This window comes from Acinetobacter sp. SH024, from assembly GCF_000163635.1.
Lineage (GTDB): Bacteria > Pseudomonadota > Gammaproteobacteria > Pseudomonadales > Moraxellaceae > Acinetobacter > Acinetobacter pittii.
On the sequence record NZ_GG753600.1, the window covers coordinates 159,404 to 184,092 of the forward strand.

General features: G+C 38.9%; 17 protein-coding genes. 13 read left to right on the plus strand and 4 right to left on the minus strand.

Features of this window, described 5'->3' with window-relative positions:
- Window positions 1-12: 12 nt before the first annotated feature.
- Window positions 13-6,333, plus strand: a complete 6,321-nt coding sequence (locus HMPREF0013_RS06720) for a DUF637 domain-containing protein (protein WP_005802165.1) — start codon at window positions 13-15, stop codon at window positions 6,331-6,333.
- 22 nt (window positions 6,334-6,355) lie between these two features.
- A complete protein-coding gene (locus tag HMPREF0013_RS06725) occupies window positions 6,356-6,817 on the plus strand; it encodes a hypothetical protein (RefSeq protein ID WP_005075919.1) in 462 nt (153 codons plus the stop codon).
- Between the two features lie 155 nt (window positions 6,818-6,972).
- On the opposite strand, the gene HMPREF0013_RS06730 is transcribed toward HMPREF0013_RS06725, so the two are convergent.
- Window positions 6,973-7,890, minus strand: coding sequence for a LysR family transcriptional regulator (locus HMPREF0013_RS06730; RefSeq protein WP_002113672.1), 918 nt, complete (start codon window positions 7,888-7,890; stop codon window positions 6,973-6,975).
- A gap of 97 nt (window positions 7,891-7,987) precedes the next feature.
- On the opposite strand from HMPREF0013_RS06730, the gene HMPREF0013_RS06735 reads away from it, so the two are divergent.
- The 3 genes from HMPREF0013_RS06735 (at window position 7,988) to HMPREF0013_RS06745 (ending at window position 12,543) form a co-directional block, all read left to right on the plus strand.
- Entirely contained in the window at window positions 7,988-9,370 is a 1,383-nt protein-coding gene (locus tag HMPREF0013_RS06735; protein WP_078210337.1) for an aspartate aminotransferase family protein, read from the plus strand.
- Between the two features lie 108 nt (window positions 9,371-9,478).
- A complete protein-coding gene (locus tag HMPREF0013_RS06740) occupies window positions 9,479-11,047 on the plus strand; it encodes a CoA-acylating methylmalonate-semialdehyde dehydrogenase (protein ID WP_002113721.1) in 1,569 nt (522 codons plus the stop codon).
- Between the two features lie 104 nt (window positions 11,048-11,151).
- Window positions 11,152-12,543 (plus strand): amino acid permease, encoded by a 1,392-nt coding sequence (locus HMPREF0013_RS06745; protein ID WP_002113524.1) that lies wholly within the window; start codon window positions 11,152-11,154, stop codon window positions 12,541-12,543.
- A 57-nt stretch (window positions 12,544-12,600) separates the two neighbouring features.
- Here HMPREF0013_RS06745 and HMPREF0013_RS06750 read toward each other — a convergent pair whose 3' ends face one another.
- Window positions 12,601-13,686 (minus strand): HlyD family secretion protein, encoded by a 1,086-nt coding sequence (locus HMPREF0013_RS06750; protein WP_002113815.1) that lies wholly within the window; start codon window positions 13,684-13,686, stop codon window positions 12,601-12,603.
- The gene (locus HMPREF0013_RS06755) at window positions 13,683-15,260 is read right to left on the minus strand and encodes an MFS transporter (protein ID WP_005802173.1); all 1,578 of its coding nucleotides are present in this window, start codon (window positions 15,258-15,260) and stop codon (window positions 13,683-13,685) included. Before HMPREF0013_RS06755 ends, HMPREF0013_RS06750 begins: the two co-directional genes overlap by 4 nt.
- A gap of 166 nt (window positions 15,261-15,426) precedes the next feature.
- Between HMPREF0013_RS06755 and HMPREF0013_RS06760 the strand changes: the two genes are divergently transcribed.
- Window positions 15,427-16,047, plus strand: coding sequence for a TetR/AcrR family transcriptional regulator (locus tag HMPREF0013_RS06760; RefSeq protein WP_002113753.1), 621 nt, complete (start codon window positions 15,427-15,429; stop codon window positions 16,045-16,047).
- A gap of 141 nt (window positions 16,048-16,188) precedes the next feature.
- Here HMPREF0013_RS06760 and HMPREF0013_RS06765 read toward each other — a convergent pair whose 3' ends face one another.
- Complete coding sequence (locus HMPREF0013_RS06765) at window positions 16,189-17,532, minus strand: PepSY-associated TM helix domain-containing protein (protein ID WP_019767776.1); 1,344 nt, start codon at window positions 17,530-17,532, stop codon at window positions 16,189-16,191.
- Window positions 17,533-17,855: 323 nt separating this feature from the next.
- Here HMPREF0013_RS06765 and HMPREF0013_RS06770 point away from each other — a divergent pair, with 323 nt between their 5' ends.
- The 7 genes from HMPREF0013_RS06770 (at window position 17,856) to HMPREF0013_RS06800 (ending at window position 24,637) form a co-directional block, all read left to right on the plus strand.
- Window positions 17,856-18,875 (plus strand): ABC transporter substrate-binding protein, encoded by a 1,020-nt coding sequence (locus HMPREF0013_RS06770; protein WP_002113766.1) that lies wholly within the window; start codon window positions 17,856-17,858, stop codon window positions 18,873-18,875.
- A 2-nt stretch (window positions 18,876-18,877) separates the two neighbouring features.
- Window positions 18,878-19,888, plus strand: coding sequence for a FecCD family ABC transporter permease (locus HMPREF0013_RS06775; RefSeq protein WP_002113573.1), 1,011 nt, complete (start codon window positions 18,878-18,880; stop codon window positions 19,886-19,888).
- Window positions 19,885-20,649, plus strand: coding sequence for an ABC transporter ATP-binding protein (locus HMPREF0013_RS06780; protein ID WP_002113824.1), 765 nt, complete (start codon window positions 19,885-19,887; stop codon window positions 20,647-20,649). The genes HMPREF0013_RS06775 and HMPREF0013_RS06780 overlap by 4 nt, the downstream gene beginning before the upstream one ends.
- Window positions 20,646-21,137 carry a GNAT family N-acetyltransferase gene (locus HMPREF0013_RS06785; RefSeq protein WP_031944134.1) on the plus strand — a complete coding sequence of 164 codons (492 nt, stop codon included), beginning with the start codon at window positions 20,646-20,648 and terminating at the stop codon, window positions 21,135-21,137. Before HMPREF0013_RS06780 ends, HMPREF0013_RS06785 begins: the two co-directional genes overlap by 4 nt.
- Before the next feature lie 282 nt (window positions 21,138-21,419).
- Entirely contained in the window at window positions 21,420-22,304 is an 885-nt protein-coding gene (locus HMPREF0013_RS06790; protein WP_002113624.1) for a phosphoribosyltransferase family protein, read from the plus strand.
- A gap of 11 nt (window positions 22,305-22,315) precedes the next feature.
- Complete coding sequence (locus tag HMPREF0013_RS06795) at window positions 22,316-23,809, plus strand: nicotinate phosphoribosyltransferase (protein WP_002113840.1); 1,494 nt, start codon at window positions 22,316-22,318, stop codon at window positions 23,807-23,809.
- Between the two features lie 60 nt (window positions 23,810-23,869).
- Entirely contained in the window at window positions 23,870-24,637 is a 768-nt protein-coding gene (locus tag HMPREF0013_RS06800; protein ID WP_002113660.1) for an NUDIX hydrolase, read from the plus strand.
- Window positions 24,638-24,689: the final 52 nt, after the last annotated feature.

Below are 24,689 nucleotides of genomic sequence, written 5' to 3' on the forward strand. Positions count from 1 at the left end.
AAGACTTAATTCATGAACAAGAATAGTTATCGCATTATTTATAGCAAAGCACGTCAAATGTTTGTGGCGGTGGCCGAAAATGTACGAAGCCAAACCAAGGCATCAGGCCAAAGTGAAGCAAGTGCCCAGAGCAATATTGATAACACTGAATCTCAGGCATTTCATCAACTCTGGCAAGTGAAAGCATTAGTTGCCAGTATTAGCTTGTGGATGCCTTTAGCACCTGTCTATGCGGGTATTGTAGCGGACAGTGCGGCAAATGCTGCGAATAGAGCTGTGATTGGAGCTGGTAAGAACTCAGCTGGTACAGTCGTTCCTGTCGTTAATATTCAAACTCCAAAAAATGGGATATCCCATAATATTTATAAACAGTTTGATGTACTAGCTGAAGGTGCCGTCCTAAATAACAGTCGCCAAGGGGCTACGACAAAAACAGTAGGAAACGTTGCAGCCAATCCATTTTTAGCCACAGGCGAAGCGCGAGTTATTTTAAATGAAGTAAATTCATCAGCCGCTTCACGCTTTGAGGGTAACTTGGAAGTTGCAGGGCAAATGGCTGATGTGATTATTGCCAACCCATCCGGTATTAACATTAAAGGTGGTGGTTTTATTAATGCCAATAAGGCAATTTTTACCACAGGTAAACCTCAGTTAAATGCTGATGGTAGTATCAAACAGTTTACGATTGACCAAGGAAAAATTACGGTCTCAGCGAACCCCAATTCTAAATTTGGTTTGGGGGGGAATAATAACGATGCAAACTATGTGGATCTCTATGCCCGTGCACTAGAACTTAGTGCTGAACTACGTGCCAAAAATGATATTCAGGTGATTGCCGGGGCAAATAATGTCAGTGCAGATTTACAGGATGTTACTGCTAAAACAGGTACTGGAACCGCACCGACATTGGCGGTAGATGTTAAAGCGCTGGGTGGGATGTATGCCAACAACATCTATTTGATGGGAACTGAAAAAGGTTTGGGCGTGACTAACGCCGGGACTATTCAAGCAGTAAACAATCTGGTGATTACCAGTGCCGGAAAAATTGAACACAGTGGCACAATCAGTTCAACCAGTAAAACCCAAGGTTTAGTGAACATACAAACAACGGGTACGGGTGCAGCTGCCGACATCAACTCATCAGGCAGTATTAACAGTAATAGCATGTTAAATATCGATTCAGGTAATAACCTGAATGTAAATGCTAAAGAAATTATTATTAATGTCGGTAGCCTGGCTTCATCACCTTTAATCGTTAATGCCAAAGGTAATATCAATCTGGCTGCTGATACCCGCATTATGGATGATTCACAAGGAGGGGATGTCTATATTGATGCAGCAAATATCAATCTTGCAGCGGGATCGGAACTCAAAAGTAACCGTGGTACAGCAACCATACAAGTACAAAAAGACTTGGTCGCAGCCAAAGGCGCAAAACTGATTGCTGCCAAAGATTTAAATATTTTAAGTAACGGTAAGTTATCACTTACAGAGAACCATATACAGGCATCATTAGGTTCAATCAACCTACAAGCAAATTCGGCTAATACCCAAAACCTGATTGATCTTCAAGGTGGGACGATCTATGCGGGTAAAGATCTCAACCTGTATAGTTCAGGAGATCTAAATCTAAAGAATCTTGGTTTTTCACTTGAAAACGCTGCAACCAGAGTTAAAAACATTAAAGCCTACAGTGGACGTGATCTGGTCTGGAATAATGCTGACAAGGCACTTCCGCTTATTACAGGTCTGGTTCAGCTGGATGCAGCCAATAATTTAACTGTTACAGCAAAAGAAATTTCCAATAAAGACAGTATTCAACTACATGCCAATCAAATAGCACTCAATAGTGCACTGACTTCACAAAAAAATATTGATGTGAGTTCTGAAATTGCTGACCTTGTTTTAAGTCAGGCGCTCAAGGCTCAAGGTGATATTAATCTAACCGCACTTGCTGGTGGAGTTACTGCAAATAGCTTAAAGGCCACATCTTCGGCTGGAAAGATTTCTATACTCGCGAATAAAAATATAAATTTAAACTCGACCCAGACAAGCAAGGCGATGCCTTCAGCTGATAAAGATGAATTAACAACTGATCAGACGGTTATTAGTGGTTTAAAAGGGGTAACACTTGGCTCAATTGGTGATGGCACCGTTAACTTACAGTCAGTACAAGTTAATGCGAATCAGGGTGATATATTAGTTTCGAGTAATAATGGAATAAATTTAAAAGCTAATAATGATGTAGTTGTTACTGCAAATAAGGGCCAAGTTAAAACGGTAAATAATGTTCTAAAGGGGCAAACTGTTTCGATAGAAAATAGTAAATCCGATATTAAAGTCCAAAATACAGATCTAGGCTCTACGGTTGGTAAACTTGCGGTCAATAGTAGAGCAGGTATGAGTACAATTATCGATAGCGTATTAACGTCAAAAGGTAATACTGAACTCTATGCAAAAGATTTACTGACTTTACAGGGTGTGAATGCTACATCAGACCAGCATCTGGCGGTAAGCTCTGGCCGTACGGTTTATAGCAATGCGGAGTATACGCCAGCGACTAAATGGATTGCGGATAAAGTAACAAACTTAACATCTAAAGGGGTGACCTCTGTAACGGCTACAGGAAACCAAGTATTACAAAATACAAATTTAACCGGTGGAGCTGTTTTATTAGAGGCGGGTGGTTTTATTTTAGGTCAGACTGGATTGAACTTGAATGCGGTCGGAAGTGATTTACTCAAGAATCATACAAAGTTAAATAGTTTAAATGGTGACCTAACAATTCAAACCAATTCTAACTTAACGATTGACCCTAAAGTTTATAGTTTAAAAGCAGTAGGTGATATTGAACTTGTTTCTAAAACTGGCACTTTAACTTTAAAAGGCTATGGTGGAACTGCAGGGAATGGATCGGAACAAGTTGTTAAGCTGGATACAGCAAATGGGGGGATCAATTTAGAAGGTGCTAAGGTTGAGCTACAAGGTTCAAATTTAAAAGCTGCTAAAGATATTTCGATCGTCTCGACAAATGGTGACTTGGTGGTTGATGGAGTTAGAAATACAATTACTAATCAACATACTGATGAATATAAGGCAAAAATAATAAAGCTAGATGAAGAGATAAAAATATTACAAAAGTCGAGTGACTATGAGGCCATAATTGCATTCTTTATGAAAGAGGCTCTTAAAGTCTATGCAAGAATTAGTTCGGGAGAATTAATAGAAGGAAGCCCTGAAATGGACAGAGAGCTTCAAAAGGCTCTTCAAAAGACGACTAAGGAATTCCCAGAATACGTTTCAAAATATGGCCCGCTAAGAGACCAAAAAGATTTTTATTCAGAAATGATAAAACTATTTAACGTAGGTTATGTAAATGGAGAAGTACACTCTGGTTCAAAAATTATCAGCAACACAGGCAACATCCAGCTCGTATCTAATAAAGGTTTAAGTATAAGTGGTTCATCAATGGATGCGAAAGATGGAAAGGTCAATCTTGAAGCTGCTGGAGCCTTAGATGGTGAGGGATATAATATTCAAGGGAAATACAATAACCCTACTGAAAACAGTGTAAAAAAAGGTGTTATTAAAGGCAGTATTATTATTGATGCTAACCAAGACTCATATGAACAAGGAAGCCCTTCTGATAATGATTATCGTTGGTTTAGTCCAGTAAGTCCTACAACTATTAATGGAACTAAAGGCGTTTCTATAAAAGTTATAGGCAAGCAGAGTACAGATAATTTAATTTTACAAGGCGTCGCAATTACCTCAGAAAATGATGTAAATATTGAAGCTTATAAAAATATAATTTTTGATGTTGCAATTAATAATAGTTTTAATAAATCTCAGAAGACTGAGACCAAAAGTAAATGGTATGGCAAAAAGAAAACGATTACCACAACGCAGACTGATGAGAAAAGTGGTGGCTTATCCGTCGATATTGATGCAAAAAATATTAATATTAAGAGTCAAGCAAAGAATACGCCTGCTATGAGTGGTCAGAATCGTACTAGTATTGATATGTATTCAAGTCAACTAACCGCGATTGATGGAAAAATTAATATTCAGGCAGGAGGTGATCTAAACTTTTTAACTGCTGATGATGTATCACTCAATACAACAGATATCAGTAAAAAAAGTTCATTTCTTGGTGTCAAACTGAATAAGTCACATACCACGAATACGAGGAATGTGAAATCAGAATTACCTGCAGAATTAAATGCCGATTATATCGGAACCAAGTCTGGATTTGATACTCGTTTAAAAGGAACTGTATTCAACTATCTAGAAGGAGCAGAAATCCAAGCGGGTGGGACTATTACTTTGGAGAGCGCCTCGACTACTGTCACAGAAACTCTAAAAAAAGAGAGTAATAGTGTTGTTTGGCAATCAATGCAGGATAAAGGCTCTATCACTGAAACTGCTCAGTTACCGAGTTTTAATGGTCCAGTTTTACCTACTTTTATAGCGGCAGGTGGTTTGAGTGTGCAAGTTCCAATTAGTGAAAAAGACGTTAATAAAGTTGAATTGCGTAATGAAATTCTAAAATTGGCAAATCAGCCAGGTAATGCATATCTCAAAGAATTAGTTAACCGAAAAGATGTTGATTGGCAAACAGTACTATTAACTCAAAAGGATTGGGACTATAAATCACAAGGTTTAACAGGTGCTGGGGCAGCAATTATTGTCATCATTGTAACAATTGTTACGATGGGTTCGGGTACGGCAGCGGCAGCTGGTGCAGCAGGAGGGGCTGCTGCAAGCGGTACTACTGTTGGACTTGGCGCAAGCATGCTCGGTGCTGCTGGCGTTACTACAACAGCAGCAGGAGCAATCGTTCCCTCAGCTCTAGGTGCCATGGCAAATGCAGCAATCACCAGTCTGGCAGCTCAAGCAAGTGTAGGATTGATTAATAACGGCGGAGATATTGGTAAAACACTAAAAGATTTAGGAAGTAAAGATTCTATTAAGAATTTAGCAGCATCAGTAGTCACTGCTGGCTTAATGAGCCAAGTTGGTTCTGCTTTAAATTTAAAACCAGATAGTACTCTTCTACCAGACCGATTAGCTAATAATTTTGCATCATCAGTAGGATCAACTTTAGTACAAACTGCGATTAAAGGGGGAGATCTCGGAGATAATTTACAGGTTGCATTACTAGCAGGTTTAGCTGGAGCATTACAAGGCGAATTAGCTCAAAATCTCAAAGGTCTGGAAGATGTAAACTATATTTTACATAAAATTGCTCATGCAGCAGTTGGATGTGCAGCGGCAGCTGCTACAAAACAGAGCTGCGAAGCTGGAGCGATTGGTGCTGGTGTTGGCGAAATTATTGCACAAGAAATGCTTCATGGCCGAAATCCAACATTCGTTTCAGCAGAAGAGAAAGCTAAAATTGAAGCTTATAGTAAGTTAATTGCTGGTACAATTTCCGCTTATGCTGGGTATGATGTTAATACAGCTGCAAATAGTGCAACTATAGCAATTCAAAATAATGCTTTTAAGGATAAAGCATTATTAAAACTTGAAGCTACACGTAAATATTTGGATGATAAGTCTAAAGCTGCTTTAGATGGCTTAATTAATGCATATAAAAAAGGTGATATAGAAGCTGCTAAAAAATTTAAAAACCAATTAGATGATTCAGTAACAACTTGGGCTAATTCAAGTAGTAGTTATTTAAATATAGAAACAAAATCTGCCTTAGGTGAGATCGTTATTGTTGTTAGTGACTTAGTTATTCCTACTAATTATGTAGAAATTTTGCCAGTTGGTAAACTTTCAAAAGTCGCTAAAATATTAAAAATTGGTGAGGATGGAACTAAGTCTGCTGGGCGTTTAGCAGAAGAGCTTGCAGAGTTACAAAAAGTTGATATTAAATTTGGTAAGACATTACCTGGCGCTAAAGCACCTATCACTGTTACAGCTGAATCAAATATAGGTGGTAAGCATATGTTCGATACCAATCAAACTGCTAGACCAGAAGTTAATCGAACAAATACACCAACTCTTGCTGCTGGAAATGCAAAAATAGATCCAAGTAACCCTAATTTAACAATGAAAAATGCACATGCGGAAATTGCCTTAATTCAAAGAGCATACGATGCTGGTTTAACAAAAGGAGAAACTATGCAGGTGCTTGTTAGAGGAAAGGAAGTATGTGACCATTGTGGGCAAGTGATGAAAACTATGTATGAACGTTCTGGACTAGCCAAATTGATTATTCATGATACAACAAGTGGTAGCACTACTACTTATTATAAAGTTATTGATGCTAAAACTAATATTGCTACAACTAAAATTGTAGTATCGCCAATTTTTGGTCATTAATGTTATTTTATAGAGGTTGCTAATGATTTTATATGTTTGTAGTTATGTTTTAAGAAATCCTTTTTTTTCTGAGAAGCGAATTGATATAAAAGAAATGGGGTGGGAAAAATTATCAAATATAGTCAAAAATGTTTTTTCATTTGGAGGTAGTGTCATTATTCATAAAACGGATGCTGATTGTTCTGAAGAATATGGACGGTTAGCATATAGCGATATAGATAGTTATAGTATGGTTTGTGATTCTAAATACGGTTATTTGTTTGGATGTAGTATTAGTGAAAATGAGAATTATCCGGAAGGTACTTATTTGCGTCTTGTGAATAAAAATGCTAAAAATCCTGATGAGATTTACATTTTTGAACCCCATGAAGATGAATGGAAAGCAAAGTATGTTAATCAAGATCTAGAATTATTATTAAATCTTTTTAAAGATATTTATCAACATGGTGAATTGTCATTAGATTCAAAAGCAAGTTTTGAGTAGTAGCTTTTAATAAAAAAAATTTAACTAATAAATTATTTTATAAAAAACCAGTTGCAAGGATAACTGGTTTTTATAATTTATTATAGTTTTTAATATAATCTAAAATAATTAGTTTAAATTTACTATTTTATTATCTAATTAATTGTCAATAAATTTTAACCCGCAACAATCCGCTTCTCAAGCATTTCCATGAAAGTTTTTAAAATATTATTGTGGTTTTTACCCTTATGAGTAATTAAGCATATAGGGGTACTGTAATACATTTTCTCCTTTGAAACAGCTTGCATAAAACCATCTTCAACCCATTTTTTTGCGTAATGGTCGGGTAAAAAACCCAAGAATTTTCCAGTTAAAATCAGAAATGCGATGCCTTCACGGTCACTTGCTGTCGCTTTACAGTCTAAAAGCTGATGCAACTTTGCCGCTTCTGGTGTAATAGCATAATTAGGGAGAACCGCTTGCCATGTTTTCAACTCATCTAGATTCATATTGCTGCACTGGCTAAACAACGGATGATTTTTGCCACAGTACAAAAATGAACTTTCACTATATAAATCGAAATAGTCTAGACCAGACAAAGGCGTAACAAGTGGAATAACACCTGCATGTAAACGGTTATCGAGCACACGGCATTCAATATCTGACAAAGTACTCATACTAATATTAATAATAACCTCAGCATGTTCCTCTGCAAGTTGTGTCAAGGTATTGGTGATATAGCCTCTAGGCATCGTCACAAGATTGTTAATAATGCCGATATTAAACTCACCCTTAAGACGATTATGCATTTGGTTAACTTTGGAGCGGAAGTCTTCAATGGCTGCCGTAAGCACTTCTATATATTCTAAAATTTCCCGTCCTTCATCGGTCAGGGCAAATCCGGCACGGCCTCGCTGACATAGCCGAATGCCTAAACGATTTTCTAAATCACTCATATGCAAACTGATGGCAGAACGGCTAATGCCAAGAATGCTTTCTGCAGATGTAAAACTATGACAGTCGCAAACCGTTTTAAATATTTTAAGTAATTTAATATCAAAATCAGTGACTTGATTTAATTTTTTGGGTTTCATTTAGTTTTGTTTTTTTAAATCTAAACTCAAGATAATTTGAATTTATCAAACTTATCACGCTATGTACACTCAAACCATAATTTGAAAATAAACAGGAATGGTTATGTTTGATACGGATAAATTCAGTGACTCAGAGCATACTCTGGATGCGGTTCAAACTAATAATAATATGCACATAAATTATCAGGCACACTGGATGCCTTTCTCTGCAAATCGGAACTTTGCTAAAGATCCGCGCATGATTGTGGGCGCAAAAGGATCATACCTAATTGATGATTCGGGCCGTGAAATTTACGACTCACTCTCAGGCCTATGGACTTGTGGTGCTGGTCATACCTTGCCTGAAATTCAACAGGCGGTAAGTGCACAATTAGGTCAGCTTGACTACTCACCAGCTTTTCAGTTTGGTCATCCGTTGTCTTTTAAGTTGGCAGATAAAATTGTTCAGCATATGCCTGAAAAACTACAACACGTTTTCTTTACCAACTCGGGTTCAGAGTCGGCAGATACCGCTATTAAAATGGCACGTGCCTATTGGCGCATTAAAGGTAAACCAAGCAAGACTAAATTGATTGGTCGTGCCCGTGGCTATCATGGTGTAAACGTTGCGGGAACAAGCTTAGGCGGTATTGGTGGCAACCGTAAAATGTTTGGTCAGCTTATGGATGTAGACCATTTACCGCATACCTTGCAACCAAATTTAACTTTTACCAAAGGCTGTGCAGAAACAGGTGGGGTAGAACTTGCCAATGAAATGCTTAAGTTAATTGAGCTACATGATGCTTCAAATATTGCAGCCGTAATTGTGGAGCCTATTTCTGGTTCGGCGGGTTGTATTGTACCGCCAACGAGCTATTTACAACGTTTAAGAGAGATCTGTGATCAGCATGACATCTTGTTAATTTTTGATGAGGTGATTACAGGTTTTGGCCGTTTAGGAACTTGGACGGGAGCAGAGTACTTTGGGGTAACACCAGATATTTTGAACTTTGCGAAACAGGTGACTAATGGTGCCATTCCTTTAGGTGGAGTGGTGGCAAGCCATGAAATTTACTCTGCCTTTATGCAACAAGACTTACCGGAACATGCCATTGAATTTACTCACGGTTATACCTATTCGGCGCATCCGGTTGCTTGTGCGGCTGCTTTAGCTGCGCTTGATGTTTTAGAAAAGAAAAACCGGTTGGCTCAATCTGCGGCGTTAGCACCAACTTTTGAAAAAATGCTGCATGGCTTAAAAGGCGCACCGCACATTTTAGATATTCGTAATTGTGGTTTGATTGGTGCGTTGCAGTTAGCTCCGCGTGATGGCGATGCCACCATCCGAGGTTTTGAGCTTGGTATGAAACTTTGGAAAGAAGGGTTCTATGTTCGCTTTGGAGGCGACACGCTTCAGTTCGGCCCAATGTTTAACAGTACAGAAGCAGATATTGACCGCTTAATGAATGCCGTGGGCGATGCGCTTTATCAAGTGAATTAAGGCTTATAGACATTTTAAGAGCATCGGTAGCGTCTATAGATGTTCTTTAAAAACTAAATGAAAAATACAGTTTGATCTGAAAATTAATTGTAGTAAGGAGTAACAACAATGACAAATGGCCTAGAAGATTTTAGCTATGAGGAAGTTTCAACTGAAAATAGTACGCATAGTGAACAAGCCAAAAAAGTGCTAGGGCATTTCATTCAAGGAAGAATTGTATCTAAAACGGTAAGAAAACAGCCAGTTTACAATCCTGCGACGGGTGAAATTAGTAAAGAAGTCGAAATTGCAGATGCTCAAACGGTAAATGAAGCAGTTCAGGTAGCCGAGCAAGCATTTCCTGCATGGCGCGATACACCAGTCATTAAACGTGCGCGTGTCATGTTTAAGTTCAAACAACTATTAGAACAAAATGCTGAAAAGATTTGCGCTTTGATTGGGCAAGAGCACGGTAAAATTTCTCATGATGCTCAAGGTGAGTTGCAACGTGGTATTGAAAATGTTGAATATGCTTGCGGCGCACCAGAGCTTTTAAAAGGGGAATATTCAAAAAATGTCGGTCCAGATATTGACTCATGGAGCGAGTTCCAACCGTTAGGTGTTGTGGCTGGTATTACACCGTTTAACTTCCCAGCTATGGTGGCGTTGTGGATGTTCCCAATGGCACTGGTTTGCGGTAATTGTTTTATTTTAAAACCTTCTGAAAAAGCGCCTTCTGTGGTTTTATACCTTGCAGAATTATTAAAGCAGGCGGGTTTACCTGACGGCGTGTTTAACGTGGTGAATGGTGACAAAGAAGCGGTAGATGCCTTATTGCATCATCCTCGTATTCAGGCGGTTAGCTTTGTGGGTTCAACACCAATTGCTGAATATATTTACCGTACTGCAACATCCACGGGCAAACGTTGCCAAGCATTAGGTGGGGCAAAAAACCACGCGATTATTATGCCTGATGCCGATATTGATAACGTAGTAACTTCATTGTTAGGCGCAGCTTTTGGTTCTTCAGGTGAACGTTGTATGGCATTGTCAGTAGCAGTAGCCATTGGTGATGAAGTTGCCGATGTAGTCATTGATAAGCTGACTCAAGAAATGAAAAAATTGAAGTTCGGCAACTATGCAGATGCAAGCAACGACTTTGGGCCACTTATTACCCAAGCACATAAAGACAAGGTACAAGCCTATATTCAAAGTGCAGAACAACAAGGCGCAAAAATTGTGGTAGATGGTCGTGATGCAAAACCGACAGGTTACGAAAAAGGTTTCTTTGTTGGACCAACTTTAATTGATCAAGTCACGCCGAACATGACCAGCTACCAGCAAGAGATTTTTGGTCCTGTGTTGCAAGTTATGCGTGTGAATACTATGCAAGAAGCCATGCAACTCATTAATGAACACGAATATGGTAACGGTACTTGTATCTATACCCGTGATGGGGAAGCAGCACGTTATTTTAGCAGTCATATTCAAGTTGGTATGGTGGGTATAAATGTGCCCTTACCGGTACCTGTTGCTTACCATAGCTTTGGTGGTTGGAAGCGTTCATTATTCGGTGATTTACATGCTTATGGTCCAGATGGTGTCCGTTTTTACACACGCCGTAAAACTATTACGCAACGTTGGCCATCTGCTCAGGTCCGTGAAGCAAAACAATTTTCAATGCCAACTTTAAATTAATTATTGCAACAAGGGGAAAACATTAAGTTTTCCCTTTTTCATTACCGTAGGATTTTAAACATGTAATAGATTGTTTTTATAGATATATTTTTAAGGATTGAAATATGAATAATGATACAACAAAAAAATTAGGCGAAGGACTTTCAAATCGCCATATCACAATGATTAGTATTGGCGGTGTTATTGGTGCAGGTTTATTTGTCGGTTCATCTTCTGCAATTGCCAAGGCAGGCCCAGCGGTGATTCTTGCATACCTGATTACCAGCATTATGGTATTTCTGGTCATGCGAATGTTAGGTGAGATGGCCGTTTTAGAACCAGACACTGGTTCATTTTCTACATATGCTCGTAAAGCGATTGGCCCTTGGGCAGGCTTTACCATTGGTTGGTTATATTGGTGGTTTTGGGTGCTTGCGATTCCAGTAGAAGCGATTGCAGGTGCTGAAATTTTACATTCATGGTTTCCGAACGTTTCAGTTTCTATCTATGCGTTCTGTTTTATTGTGTTCTTAAGCTTGGCCAACTTTTTTAGTACCAAAAGTTTTGGTGAGTTTGAGTTCTGGTTTTCTCTAGTTAAAGTAGTGGCCATTATTGGTTTCATTATTATTGGTATTTTGGCAATTTCAGGTATTTGGCCTTTAGCTAAAAATGTTAGCGGCGTTGCCAATTTATATAACAACGCTGGTTTTATGCCGCATGGTATGGGAGGCATTTTATCGGCAATTTTAATTACGGCATTTTCATTCTTTGGAGTAGAAATTGTCTCAATTGCAGCAGCGGAATCATCAAATCCTAAACAGAAAATCAGACGCGCTACCAATTTAGTGTTGTACCGTATTATCCTTTTCTTTGTGGTCTCAATGTTTATTGCTGTTTCACTTGTCGATTGGCATTCACCAGATTTACAGAAGTATGGGACATTCCAATACGTTTTAATGAGCTTGAACGTACCGGGTACTAAACTCATCATTGATACGGTTGTATTTATTGCTGTTGCGAGTTGTATGAATGCTGCGATTTATACGTCCTCTCGTATGCTATTTCGTTTGGGCACTCGTAGTGAAGCGCCACAAGCAGTAACTAAAATCAATTATGCGGGTGTACCTGCAATTGCAGTGTTTTCTTCAACTTTTATTGGTTTAGTGTGTTGTGTCATTAACTATGTATTCCCCGGAAAAGTATTTGGCTTATTGCTTTCAAGCACAGGGTCAATTGCTTTACTGGTGTACTTAGTTATTGCATTCTCACAACTACGTTTAAGACATAAGTTAGAAGCAGCTGGAGCGGAAATTCCATTTAAAATGTGGTTATTCCCATGGCTGACTTGGTTTGTCATTATTATTATTTTAAGTGTATTGGCTTACATGTTCTTCTCGCCAGCATATAGTTATGAAACCACTTTATCTTTAGGGGTAACTTCGCTTGTGGTTGTTTGTGGGTTGTTCGTCACGCGAAAGCGTAAAGCAACCAGAGCGGTTGCCATGAATTTAGATTAATTAAAAAAGAGACCATAAATGGTCTCTTTTTTTCTCATATTCCAAGATCTAGACGAACTATTTAGTCGTATCAATAGAGACTAAAACCGATAAACCTGGGCGTAATAATTTAACGTCTTTTTGATTTTCAATAAGCTTAATTCGTAAAGGAAGGCGCTGAACAATCTTGGTAAAGTTACCTGTTGCATTGGTCGCCGAGATTGGAGAAAAAAATGCGCCAGTTGAAGGAGAGAAGCTATCTACCACACCTTTTAATTCAACATTATAAGCATCTACATAGACATTAACTGGTTGTCCGATCTTGATCTTTTTTAACTCAATTTCACGGAAGTTGGCTTCTACATAAACCTGATCTAAAGGAACAACCACCATGAGTGGATTACCAGCACTCACAAAGTTACCTACATTAGCTGACTTTTGACCAATCATGCCATCAATAGGTGCACGAACCTCTGTATAGCTCAAATTCAGTTTTGCTTTATCAAGCGCCGCTTGGGCTTGTTTAAGGGCTGCTTGTTTGGCTTGTACCTGAATCTTGTATTGGTTGAGCTGATACTGTGCATCAATCACTTTTTCTTTACTGCTGTCTAAGTCAGCATATTGTTCAGTCAAAGTAGTCTTAGATTGCTGTGTAATTAATCTAGACTCCGCTCCAAGTGCCTGTAATTGCTCATAACGAGCCGTATTATCTTTGGTGAGTTTAATTCCAGCTTCTACTTTTCTCAGCTGTGCTTCAGTTTCTCGAATGATAGTGGGTTGTCTATCCACTGCGAGCATTGCTTCACTCAGGTCAGCTTGCGCTTTTGCATAATTAGATTCAGCCTCAGCCAAAGCAGCTTGATAATCACGTGCATCAATCCGCGCTAAAAGTTGGCCTTTTTTTACGGTCTGGTGATCTTTAATGTAAATTTCCTCAATATTGCCCGATACTTTTGGGGCAATTGTTGAGTACTCTACATCTACACGTGCATCGTCTGTTTCAACAACCGAAGAGGGTAAAAATATAAGTTTTAAAACCCATAAAATAGATGCTAAGACAATAATAAACGCAATAGCCATAACCCAATGCTTTTTGAGAAATTGCACCTTGGTTAACTTGGGTGGTTCGGTATGGGTGGTGTCTTGGGCTTCGAGAGTACTCATAAAGATTTTCCTGAGTTATGACTATTCATTAACTTAATGAGAGCAATACGTGGCGGATAAGTTCGAACTGGCAAAATCAACATCACGATGAACAAAATAGCGGTAAGGCCAGCTAAGATGAGATATTGATCGCTAATAACTAAAACTGATTGTTGCGCTTGAATCGCAGAATTTAGGGCAGATAAACCACCTGAAATACGATCTGCACCATTTGCGGTGAGCACAGGTGGAGTAAGTGGGTTAATAACAGGGCCTTGAATATTTTGGAAAACATGTTGGGCTGTATTTTCAATCAGCCGGGTTGAATGGTATTCGCCGCGAACTCGGTTGACCCAGTCCAAAATACAAACACCCAGTACACCGCTAATAGCACGCGGGGTATTAATCATAGGGGATGCATAAATTGCCATAGTTGGGTGAACACTGTTTGTCCCCATCATTAAGAGCGAGAGCACGACACAGGTTTGCCCCAGACATGAGATTGCATGCCAAAAATAAAATTGATCTTGGTTCCATGTGGTATCAAGTTGGCTTGCACCTAGGCAACCAGCAATCACCAGAAGTAAGCCAAACCCGTGTACATATCGGCTATCCACCCAAGCTTGATTTAAAAGTTTCACAACAATAGGAATATAGATAAATTGCAATGCCGCAATTTGTAAGCCAATCCACATGGTCTGAGTGGGTTTATAGCCATGTACAGCACTTAAGTAATTGAGTGGTAATGTGCTTGTGGACATACCAATAATGACAAAGCAAAAGAGTGCGAAAACAGCATAAGCAAAATTTCGGATTTCGAGCATTTGCGGTTTAATCAATGGTGACGGATAACGCCATTCATGTATGAAAAACCAAGGTAAAGTTATTGCACTAATTAAGGCTAATACACAAATTAATTGAGAATGGAACCAATCTAAATGGTTGCCATGCAATAACATGGTGCTCAGGCTGGCTAAGCTAATAATCGCTAAAATGGCACCCATCCAATCGTAAGTTTTTATTCTTGAATAATTCAATGGATCTTGGGGAATACCAAAATAAACCAGTGCAGCGCTTAGCGCACAAAACGGAATAGTTTGGAAAAATATCATTTTCCATCCAATTACATCTAAGTAAAAAGCTGAGAGTGCAGCACTTAAGTTGGGAAAGAACGTCGCAGTTAATGCATAGCAGGCTAATCCCCATAGCCGAATGTCAGGTCCTAAAAATCTAAGCGCACAGGCCATGAGCAAAGGAATCGTTAAACCATTGGCGAGCCCTTGTAAACCACGTAATAGATAAAAGATTTCGATATTTGGACTAAAAGGAATTAAAACGCTAGAAAAAAGGCAAAGTCCTATAGCAAAAAGAAGAACTCTGCGCATAGAAAAAATGACTGCCCAACTCGTAGACAGGATCATTCCAATAATCATCGCACTTGCGTAAATACTATTAACCCAATAACCCGAGTCGACACTAATGCCCATTGCACCTCGAATGTCGACTAAAGTAATGCTGGTAATTCGGTTATTAAATTCAACAGTCATTGCAGCAAATATTGCACCTGCTAAACCGATGAGTGGCTTTGTATTCATCTTTTACCTTAAATCTTAAACATCAATTCATTGCACGGAGTAGATATTTACTGTACTGTACCGATCGGTACTCTACTCTTTAATTAAATTTCCGTCAATTCTCGATTTTGAACTTTTCGATGAGTTACACTTAGAACGAAATCGCTAAAATTTTTATAAGGTCAATATGTCTGGTTTAACGAAAGCTCATGAAAAAGATCAAAAAATTCTGGATGCAGCAACAAAGTTTTTTTTGATCCACGGCTTTAGTGGAACAACGACCGACATGATTCAAAAGGAAGCGGGGGTTTCAAAAGCTACCATGTATGGTTGCTATAAGAATAAAGAAGCGATGTTTGCAGCGGTGATTGAACGTCAATGTACCAACATGCAAAAACAAATTATTTTAGTTGAAACAAAAGCCGACAATTTACGCTCAGCACTAACTGAAATTGGGAAGACCTATCTGTGTTTTATATTATCGCATTCAGGCTTGGCTTTTTTTAGGGTCTGTATTGCAGAAGCGGTAAGGTTCCCAGAGTTATCTGAAAAATTCTTTGAATTGGGTCCACAGCGTCTAGCAAATATCATTGCAGGATATCTAGAAAAATCCGTTAAACAGGGCGAAATTGAATTAAGTTCTTCTTCAGAAGTTGCTGCGAATATATTTTTATCGCTATTAAGAAGTGATGCTCATCTAAAATGTTTGACACATCCTGATTATTTAATATCAGAGAATGAAATTAGTACTTGGGTTGAATACGCTGTTGATTTATTTTTAAAAAATATTAAGTATTGTCAGAGTTAGTTTCTTTATTCGATGATCTAAAAAAAAATACTTTAAAAATTATTTTATTCTCGAGTGATTTAAAGCTTAGTAAAATCTTTGCTTTAAAATTTTTAGTTAAAAAAGGAGTTGAGTTGAAACCGAACTCCTTTTTAGCAAGATTTACGATTTAGACGGAATATATTTACGCATAGCAAAGATAAACAGCGTAAATAAAATACTAAAACCAAAAACAGGTAAGCTTAGCCCTAACACGATTCCCACCAATATTAACCATATTTTTTGTGAGCCAGTTGCACGGTTCCAAATTAATAGACTTTGACCAACAAAGTGAGTTGTCATGAGTTTTAAATTCGAGTTTTTAAACGCAGCACTATATCCGTAAATAATCATAATACAGAGTGCGAAAGCATAAAGAGCCAGTACTAATTGATTTATCCAGCCAAATAAAACCCCAATATGCGCATCAACTCCCCAACGAGTGAGTTTTGCCACTAGTGAATAATCTTTAAAAGCAAGTTGATCGATGACTTTGTGTTGTTCCATATCAATTGCGATACTGTCTGCTTGAGTTGGCCATTTGCGCTGAATTTCGGCCACAGTCCAGGCTTGATTTCCACTGGTTGGTGGTTTGATTTGTATTTGTGTTGCATCAATGCCATGTGCTCTGGCGATTGAAAGAGCAGTATCGTACTCAGTAGAGACAATATTTAAATTAAGATTTTCACTATGAGGCATTTCGTGATGTTCATGGTGCATCACTGTAGGTAAATTATCTGTTTGAAGAGAAGTTGCTAATGTTGGTGTTTGCCAGTTAAGCCACTGACGAGCAACTCGAATATTATCTCCAGCCCACTCAGACCATGTAAGACCTGTAACGGCGATTATTAATAAGAGAGGAAATAAAGTTAAACCAAGCGTACTATGCCATCTTAGTAATTTATTTTTTTGTGTCTGTCTGATTTTAAGATTTTGACGCCGTTTCCACCAATTATATAGCCCAGTTAAAGTCAAAATAGCTAACCAGCTTGCTGCCAGTTCACTATAAAAGCGGCCCCATTTTCCTAGTAATAAATTACTATGTAACTGGTCGAGCGTAGTTCGAAACGGTAGAACCCCGCTCGTACCATAAACCGCTAGATGACCTTGAGCTTTAAGTGTAAAAGGATCAATAAAAACGGCTTCACTTATAAAATCGTGGATAGGGTCTGAAAATATTACACGAGTTGTTTGATCAGAGCTTGGAGCTGGTCTAACTTCAATCACCTGTGCAGACTTAGGCATTACTTGCTTTGCGGCTTCAATTTGCTGGCTCAGCTTATGTGGTGTTTGATTCAGTGGCTCAATATATAGAACATCTTTATAAATGGCTTGTTCAAATTGTGGTGTAATTGCATAGAGTAAACCAGTGATTGCTGCGAACAAGATAAATGGTGCAATAAAAATACCGGCATAAATATGAATTAAACGGTAAAGACTACGCCAGAAAGATGATTGGATCAGAATCGGAAGATAATGTCTATCAGATTTTTGGCTGGATTATAACGAGTTATTTATTTTAATGTTGATTGAGCTGTAGCCATTATTAAATTATTTGATTAGCCACCTTGTAAACTTTTGGCCTAATAATTAAATAGTTTTTATTACTTGGTAAATTTGGCGTTTTTTTTGCTTACTCTTTAATATCTTAGCTATTACATTTAATTTGACCGCTGTATTAACCATGATTCAAACCGTCTTGCTCCCTTATGGTGTTTTTTTTACATGAAAAATGCACCAAATAGACACGTCTTTTTATTTTGCACTGTATTCGTGCAAGGCATGCCGTAATGAAGTTATTCGCTTCATTACTCACTTTACTCATTCTATGTGGATGTTCTTCATCTGAACAAAGTGGTAAAGCGCAAGAAAAGTTAGCAGCCCATTCAATATGTGTCTTTGATAGTACAAATACAAAAGTCTGTGTAGCCAAACCCGCCCAAAGAATTGTTTCTTTGTTTGAGTCGGGTTTAGATGGCTTATATATGCTAGGGCAAGGTCATAAAGTGATTGGCATACCAGCCGAAGTGTACATCCAGCCTTTATTATTTAATGCCTATTCAAAAATAGATAAGCGTATCGCCAATAAGCAGCTTGCGACGCCTTCACAAGGGGCAAATGCAACCAATATTGAAAGTCTTGTGTTGTTAAAACCTGATCTGGTGATTGTAGGAAGCGGGCAGACTCAAACGATTGAACTGTTGCGGCAGTTTGGCATTGCTGTATATGTCATGGAGTCCAGTACCTACCAACAAGTAAAAGAAGAACTTTCTGAAATTGCTATTCTGAGCGGGGCCCAAAAGCGAGCTCAGGAAATTTTAAATTTTTCTGATGAAATTGTGGCGGAGGTTGCAGCCAAAACGGCACGTCAGCCAAATAAACAATCGATTTACTATGCTTGGTCTGGTGGACGAATTTTTTCTACCTCGGGACGTCAGTCGATTACCAATGATTTTATTGAGCTAGCGGGTGCTTACAACATTGTTCAGACCAATACGAATCAACCCAATGTAAACCCCGAGACTTTAATTGAATGGAATCCTGACAATATTGTGCTTTGGAATACAAACCCAAAACTGATTTATGAACGAAAAGAATTACAAGGCTTAAGTGCCGTACAAAACTGTAAGGTATTTAATTTGAGTCCTGCATTTATATATAACCCACACACCATCAAAATTATTATTACGGCGATTTATTTGAATCATAGTATTTATCCCGAAAACTCCGATTTATCTGTAAGTGCTTTACAACAGCGTATTTTAACTAAGTTGTATGGTGAGCAACTTGCCAAAGCGTTGGTGCAATAAATATGGAAAAGCTGAAATATTATTGGTTTTACCCCTTACCGTTCGTGATGATTTTTATCTCGTTGCTCATAGGCCCAACGCAGACATTGAGTGCATGGGACTATTTGCGGTGGGTTGTACAAGCAGTTTTTGGTACACCATATTTTGATGCGGAACAATTTGGACTGATGCAAAACATTCTGGTCAATGTCAGATTACCCAGAATTTTACTGACTTTTATGGTGGGAGCTGCATTAGCAACTGCGGGTAATGGCTTGCAGGCCTTGTTTCGTAATCCCTTGGTCGACTCGTATGTACTTGGTATTTCATCTGGTGCCGCGTTTGGTGCAGCTTTGGCACTTTCTTTAAGTTGGCTTTCGCCCAATCTCTCTGCTTTTATTTTTGGCGTTTGTGCTGTTGCCTTAACGTATTTATTTGCGCATCAAAAACATGAAAGCCAGACGTCTTTAGTGATGGTAATTTTATCGGGTATGATTGTTTCGGGGCTGTTTTTGGCAGGTCTTACGGTTATTCAATACTTAAGTGATCCATTTAAATTACAAGCGATTGTGCAATGGACCATGGGCAACTTACATCAGGCGTCTTGGCAAAAGGTTCAATATGCCGTGCTGCCTATTTGTATTGGTCTTGCTGGATTATTTGCGATGCGTTGGCGCCTAAACCTAATGGCACTCGGTGCTGAAGAAGCGCAGGCCGTGGGTGTTAACCCAAGGTGGGAACAACTTCTTTTAATTGCGCTAGTGACTGTATGTACCTCAACTTCTGTGGCTGCGGCAGGTATTATTAGTCTATATGGGCTCTTTATGCCGCATATTGTGAGAATGTTGGTTGGACCAGATCATCGCTACAGCATTCCTGCCAATATGGTATTGGGCGGTAGTTTTCTACTCATGATTGATAACTTTTCTCGGGTTTTACTGACGTTTGAAATACCAATTGGTATTTTTACCATGTTACTTGGCGCGCCATTTTTCTTATTATTAATGAAAACACAGAGGACTCATTGGGCATGATTCAAATTGATCAGTTAAATTATGCCTATGGGCACAAACAGGTTCTCAAAAACATTCATCTGGAATTTCCTGAAAATCAGTTTTCAGTGATTTTAGGGCGTAATGGTTGCGGAAAATCGACACTTTTTAAATTGATGGCGGGCCTAGAACCTGTAAAAGATGGCTTGATTCGTTACTCTGGAAAACTACTATCGGACTTTAAAGGGAAAGATCGGGCTGCATTGCTCGGCTTTTTACCGCAGTTTCATAAAACCGTATTCCCATTTTTGGTTAAAGATGTAGTGATTACCGGACGTGCTGCTTTTAGCCGATATCGTCCTTCAAAATCAGACTGGGAACGTGTAGACCAAGCTTTGCTTGATTTAGACATTGAGCATTTACGTGACCGACCTTATACCGAGCTATCGGGTGGCGAAAGACAATTGGTCATGATTGCCCGTATTTTAGTGCAAGCCCCAAAAGTTATTTTGCTCGATGAACCAACCAACCATCTCGATGTTTATTATCAGTCTTATTTAATGAAAAAATTGCGTCAGTTGTCGCGGCAAGATTTTACGGTGATTGCGATTATGCATGATCCCAATTTAGCTTTTTTATTTGCAGATCATCTGTTTTTTATGCGCCAACACGAAGTGGCTAAACCTGAGTCAAAAACACGAATAACCGATCCGAAGTTTTTAAAAAGTGTCTACGATGTTGAGTTCCATGAAGCCATGATTCAAGACAAAACGATTGTGATACCTGATCATTCTTGGTTATGAATATGTTGAATTATCAGGTAGTGGGAAAAATAGACTATGATTCTGCGGTAGAGTTTGCGCTTTATACAAGGCAGCTCTTATTTCCAGAAATTTATCATGGGCACATTCCCAGAGATTTAAAAAATTTTGAACAATTTTATGTCCATGACCGATTGGGTTGTTTCATTACAGTAAAAGACCAAAACCGCATTATTGGCACGATTGCATATCGGGCTTATGACCATCGCTTTGATTTAGATTTGCCGCTTAATACGGTTGAGGTGGTTAAATTATTTGTATTGCCTGAATATCGCCGTAATGGCATCGCAACTCAGCTATGCAACATGTTGTTTAGCCATGCCAAAAACCATGCTATTACTAGTTTCTATTTGCATACTCATCCATTTTTACCGGCGGCTGAAGAGTTTTGGCGGCTTCAAGGCTTTGACGTTATTAAACGGGAATGGATCGATACCTATGACACCATTCATATGAGTAAATCTTTATAGTTTGTTAGAAGAATTTATTTCAAAACTACCTGATTTATGGCGTGCAAAGTTGTATCCGCTACTTTAAATAATAGTTCTACTCGTCATGCTTTTAGTAAATTAATTTTTTATTTCAATTGTTTAAAGAATAATTTTCTTAAATAACAAATCTCTAAATGCTCTAAAACTGTAAATTTTATTTCTTAAATGGCTTTGAAAAAGTTTAAAAATTAGACTTGCAATATATAGTGGCTTTATGCCACTATATATTCATCGAAGGTCATCAGACAAAAAGAGAATGATATGGCTATCCAGCTTTTAGATGCGGCAAGAAATGAAATTCCAGTGAAATTCACGCAGTTTTCTGGTGGCGAGCGTCATGTTCAAATTGATGAGAAAACATTGAACTCACTATCTGGCAACGTATTGGTTCGCGCCAAAATGACCTCAAGTCATGATGTGATGGACTATTTGTTACTTGAAAATATATTGCTAAATCAAGGCTTAACCATTGACTTAGAAATTCCATATTTTCCATACGCCCGTCAGGACCGTATTTGTGCAGTAGGCCAAGCGTTCTCACTTGATGTGATGACCAAGTTACTCAACATCAATGCTGACAAAAAAGCGGGCAAACAAGGCAAGGTGACTGTTTGGGACTGCCATAGTGAAGTAACAACAGCATTACTTGCTGCCAATACTTCTTTTAGTGAAGTTGTAAACATCAGTTCAGTCGACATTATCGCAAAGAGTGAAGCGCTGAGCACATTGTTAAAAGATGAAAAAACAGTACTGATTTGCCCAGACAAAGGTGCAAAAGCACGCACACAAATGGTTGCAAGTGCTTTTAATGGCGAGCGCAAACAACCAATCACTATTGTTCAGTGCGATAAAAAACGTGATCCAGTGACTGGAAAAATTTTAGGTACGCATGTACATGCGACTGATTTATCGGGTCTAACAGCGGTCATTACCGATGATATTTGTGACGGCGGTGCAACCTTTATTGGTATTGCCAAAGAACTGCGTCGTCTCAATTGCACTAAGGTCGTTCTATATGTGACCCACGGTATTTTTAGTAAAGGAATAGAGGTTTTTGATGGGCTGCTTGACCAGCTATTTACCTCGGACAGCTTTTCACAACAACCATCAGACAAAATTTCAGTAATTGCTTTTGCAGCAGAATAAAGAGAACAAAGATGACGATTAAACTTAATCCATTAAACGCTATCGATTTTTATAAAGCCGATCACAGACGTCAGTATCCAGCAGGTACAGAGTACGTATACGCAAACTTTACGCCGCGTTCATCTCGGCTCGCCAAGATGTTACCTGACTTCGACGATAAAGTTGTGTTCTTTGGACTTCAGGGTTTTATCAAACACTTTTTAATCGATACATGGAATGAAGGCTTTTTCAAACAACCTAAAGACAAGGTAGTGGCAGCATATAAACGCCGTATGGATAGCTCATTAGGTGAAGGTGCTGTACCTGTTGATCACATTGAAGCGTTACACGACTTGGGTTATTTACCATTGCGCATTAAAGCATTGCCAGAAGGTAGCCGCGTCAATATGCGTGTACCTGTACTTACCGTGATTAACACTGACCCGCGTTTCTTTTGGTTAACTAACTATATTGAAACCGTATTAAGTGCTGAGCTTTGGAAAAGCTGTACTACGGCCACAATTGCCTATGAATACAAACGCTTATTAACACAATATGCCGTAAAAACTGGCGCACCACTCGATTTTGTGCCTGTGCAAGGACACGATTTTAGTAGCCGTGGCATGAGTGGAGTTTATGATGCTGCTCAGTCTGGTGTGGGTCACTTAACCAGTTTTATTGGAACAGACTCGGTTGCTTCAATCGACTATGCCGAAGAATATTACAATGCAACAGGTGTTGTTGGGGTATCTGTACCAGCGACCGAACACAGTGTGATGTGTATGGGTACAGAAGACAGTGAGCTAGAAACATTTAAGCGTTTAATCTGTGAGCTTTATCCGTCGGGTGTTGTCAGTATTGTGTCTGATACTTGGGACTTTTGGCGAGTGATTACCGAGTTTACAGTGGCTTTAAAATCTGAAATTTTGGCAAGACAACCGAATGCTTTAGGTTTGGCTAAATTAGTTTTCCGTCCTGACTCTGGTGATCCTGTCAAAATTATTTGTGGTGACCCAGACGCCGAAGTCGGCAGCCCAGCTTATAAAGGCGCGGTTGAATGTTTATGGGAAGTGTTTGGCGGTACAACCACAGACCAAGGCTATAAAGTATTGAATGAGCGTGTCGGTTTAATTTACGGTGACTCAATTACCCTAGATCGCGCACAGCGTATTTTAGAAGGACTTGAAGCCAAAGGCTTTGCTTCAAACAACTTGGTGTTTGGTATAGGTAGCTTTACCTATAACTACTTAACTCGCGACACCTTTGGGTTTGCTGTTAAAGCGACTTGGGGGCAGGTAAATGGTGTAGGGCGAGAGCTGTTTAAAGATCCAATTACTGACTCAGGTGTGAAAAAATCTGCGAAAGGTCTTTTACGCATCGAAGGAAGTTTAAATGGCTTTACCTTGTTTGATGAGCAAACAGCCGAACAAGAACAAGGTGGAGCGCTAAAAACAGTCTTTGAAAATGGTAAACTTCAATATGAGTGTACTTTGGATCAAATACGTGAGCGTTTATCCATCGCATAACTGAGTTTAGATGAGCCGTTGCATGAGTATCGGCTCATCATTTTCATTGAGAGACTGAACGTGACTATTCAAACTGAACAAGAATTCCTTGCCAGTTATGATCGCCGAGATTATGACGCACCTTTACTCACTGTCGATATGGCTATTTTCTCGGTATTTAATGGTCAGTTGCAGGTATTACTCATTAAGCGGCCCAACTTTCCAGCTAAAGACCAATGGGCTTTACCGGGTGGTTTTGCCGATTTAAAGCACGATCAAGATTTGATGGCTACTGCATATCGTAAGCTGGTCGAAAAAACAGGAATTAGTTCACCTTATTTGGAACAAGTTGCCTCTGTGGGCAATGCCAAACGTGACCCGCGTGGCTGGGCAGTAACCATTTTGTATTTTGCATTAATCGATTTTAATGCCTATCAACACCAAGCTTTGGCTGAATACAGTGAATGGGTGCCTGTAGCAAAAGCAAAAGATTTAGCATTGGCGTTTGATCATAATGAATTGCTCAGCTTAGCTTTAGAGCGTTTAACCAGTAAAACTCGCTATACCGCATTGCCAGCTAGTCTCATGCCCGAGTTATTTACACTGACCGAGCTACAGACTATTTATGAAATTATTCTTGGACAATCCTTAGATAAAAAAGCGTTTAGACGCCGTATGATAGAAGCAGGCGCAGTTGAAGAAACCAACCACAGTAAAATTGTAGGCAAACGACCAGCTCAGCTTTACCGCTATGCACTCGATTCTTTTGATTTTATATTTCCTCGTTCACTCGAATTACCTAGAAATAAAGAGGGTGAAGGCAAGCAAAACAATGAGCTTTCTGACTAGCGCATCTTAATGCACTTTTGATTTATAATGCCGCGCTTATGATTGATGTCAT

Coding starts and splice junctions, on each gene's coding strand:
- HMPREF0013_RS06725 (WP_005075919.1), top strand. CDS start 6,356: ATGATTTTATATGTTTGTAGTTATGTTTTAAGAAATCCTTTTTTTTCT.
- HMPREF0013_RS06745 (WP_002113524.1), top strand. CDS start 11,152: ATGAATAATGATACAACAAAAAAATTAGGCGAAGGACTTTCAAATCGC.
- HMPREF0013_RS06770 (WP_002113766.1), top strand. CDS start 17,856: ATGAAGTTATTCGCTTCATTACTCACTTTACTCATTCTATGTGGATGT.
- HMPREF0013_RS06780 (WP_002113824.1), top strand. CDS start 19,885: ATGATTCAAATTGATCAGTTAAATTATGCCTATGGGCACAAACAGGTT.
- HMPREF0013_RS06740 (WP_002113721.1), top strand. CDS start 9,479: ATGACAAATGGCCTAGAAGATTTTAGCTATGAGGAAGTTTCAACTGAA.
- HMPREF0013_RS06735 (WP_078210337.1), top strand. CDS start 7,988: ATGGTTATGTTTGATACGGATAAATTCAGTGACTCAGAGCATACTCTG.
- HMPREF0013_RS06795 (WP_002113840.1), top strand. CDS start 22,316: ATGACGATTAAACTTAATCCATTAAACGCTATCGATTTTTATAAAGCC.
- HMPREF0013_RS06720 (WP_005802165.1), top strand. CDS start 13: ATGAACAAGAATAGTTATCGCATTATTTATAGCAAAGCACGTCAAATG.
- HMPREF0013_RS06785 (WP_031944134.1), top strand. CDS start 20,646: ATGAATATGTTGAATTATCAGGTAGTGGGAAAAATAGACTATGATTCT.
- HMPREF0013_RS06775 (WP_002113573.1), top strand. CDS start 18,878: ATGGAAAAGCTGAAATATTATTGGTTTTACCCCTTACCGTTCGTGATG.
- HMPREF0013_RS06730 (WP_002113672.1), bottom strand. CDS start 7,890: ATGAAACCCAAAAAATTAAATCAAGTCACTGATTTTGATATTAAATTA.
- HMPREF0013_RS06750 (WP_002113815.1), bottom strand. CDS start 13,686: ATGAGTACTCTCGAAGCCCAAGACACCACCCATACCGAACCACCCAAG.
- HMPREF0013_RS06755 (WP_005802173.1), bottom strand. CDS start 15,260: ATGAATACAAAGCCACTCATCGGTTTAGCAGGTGCAATATTTGCTGCA.
- HMPREF0013_RS06790 (WP_002113624.1), top strand. CDS start 21,420: ATGGCTATCCAGCTTTTAGATGCGGCAAGAAATGAAATTCCAGTGAAA.
- HMPREF0013_RS06760 (WP_002113753.1), top strand. CDS start 15,427: ATGTCTGGTTTAACGAAAGCTCATGAAAAAGATCAAAAAATTCTGGAT.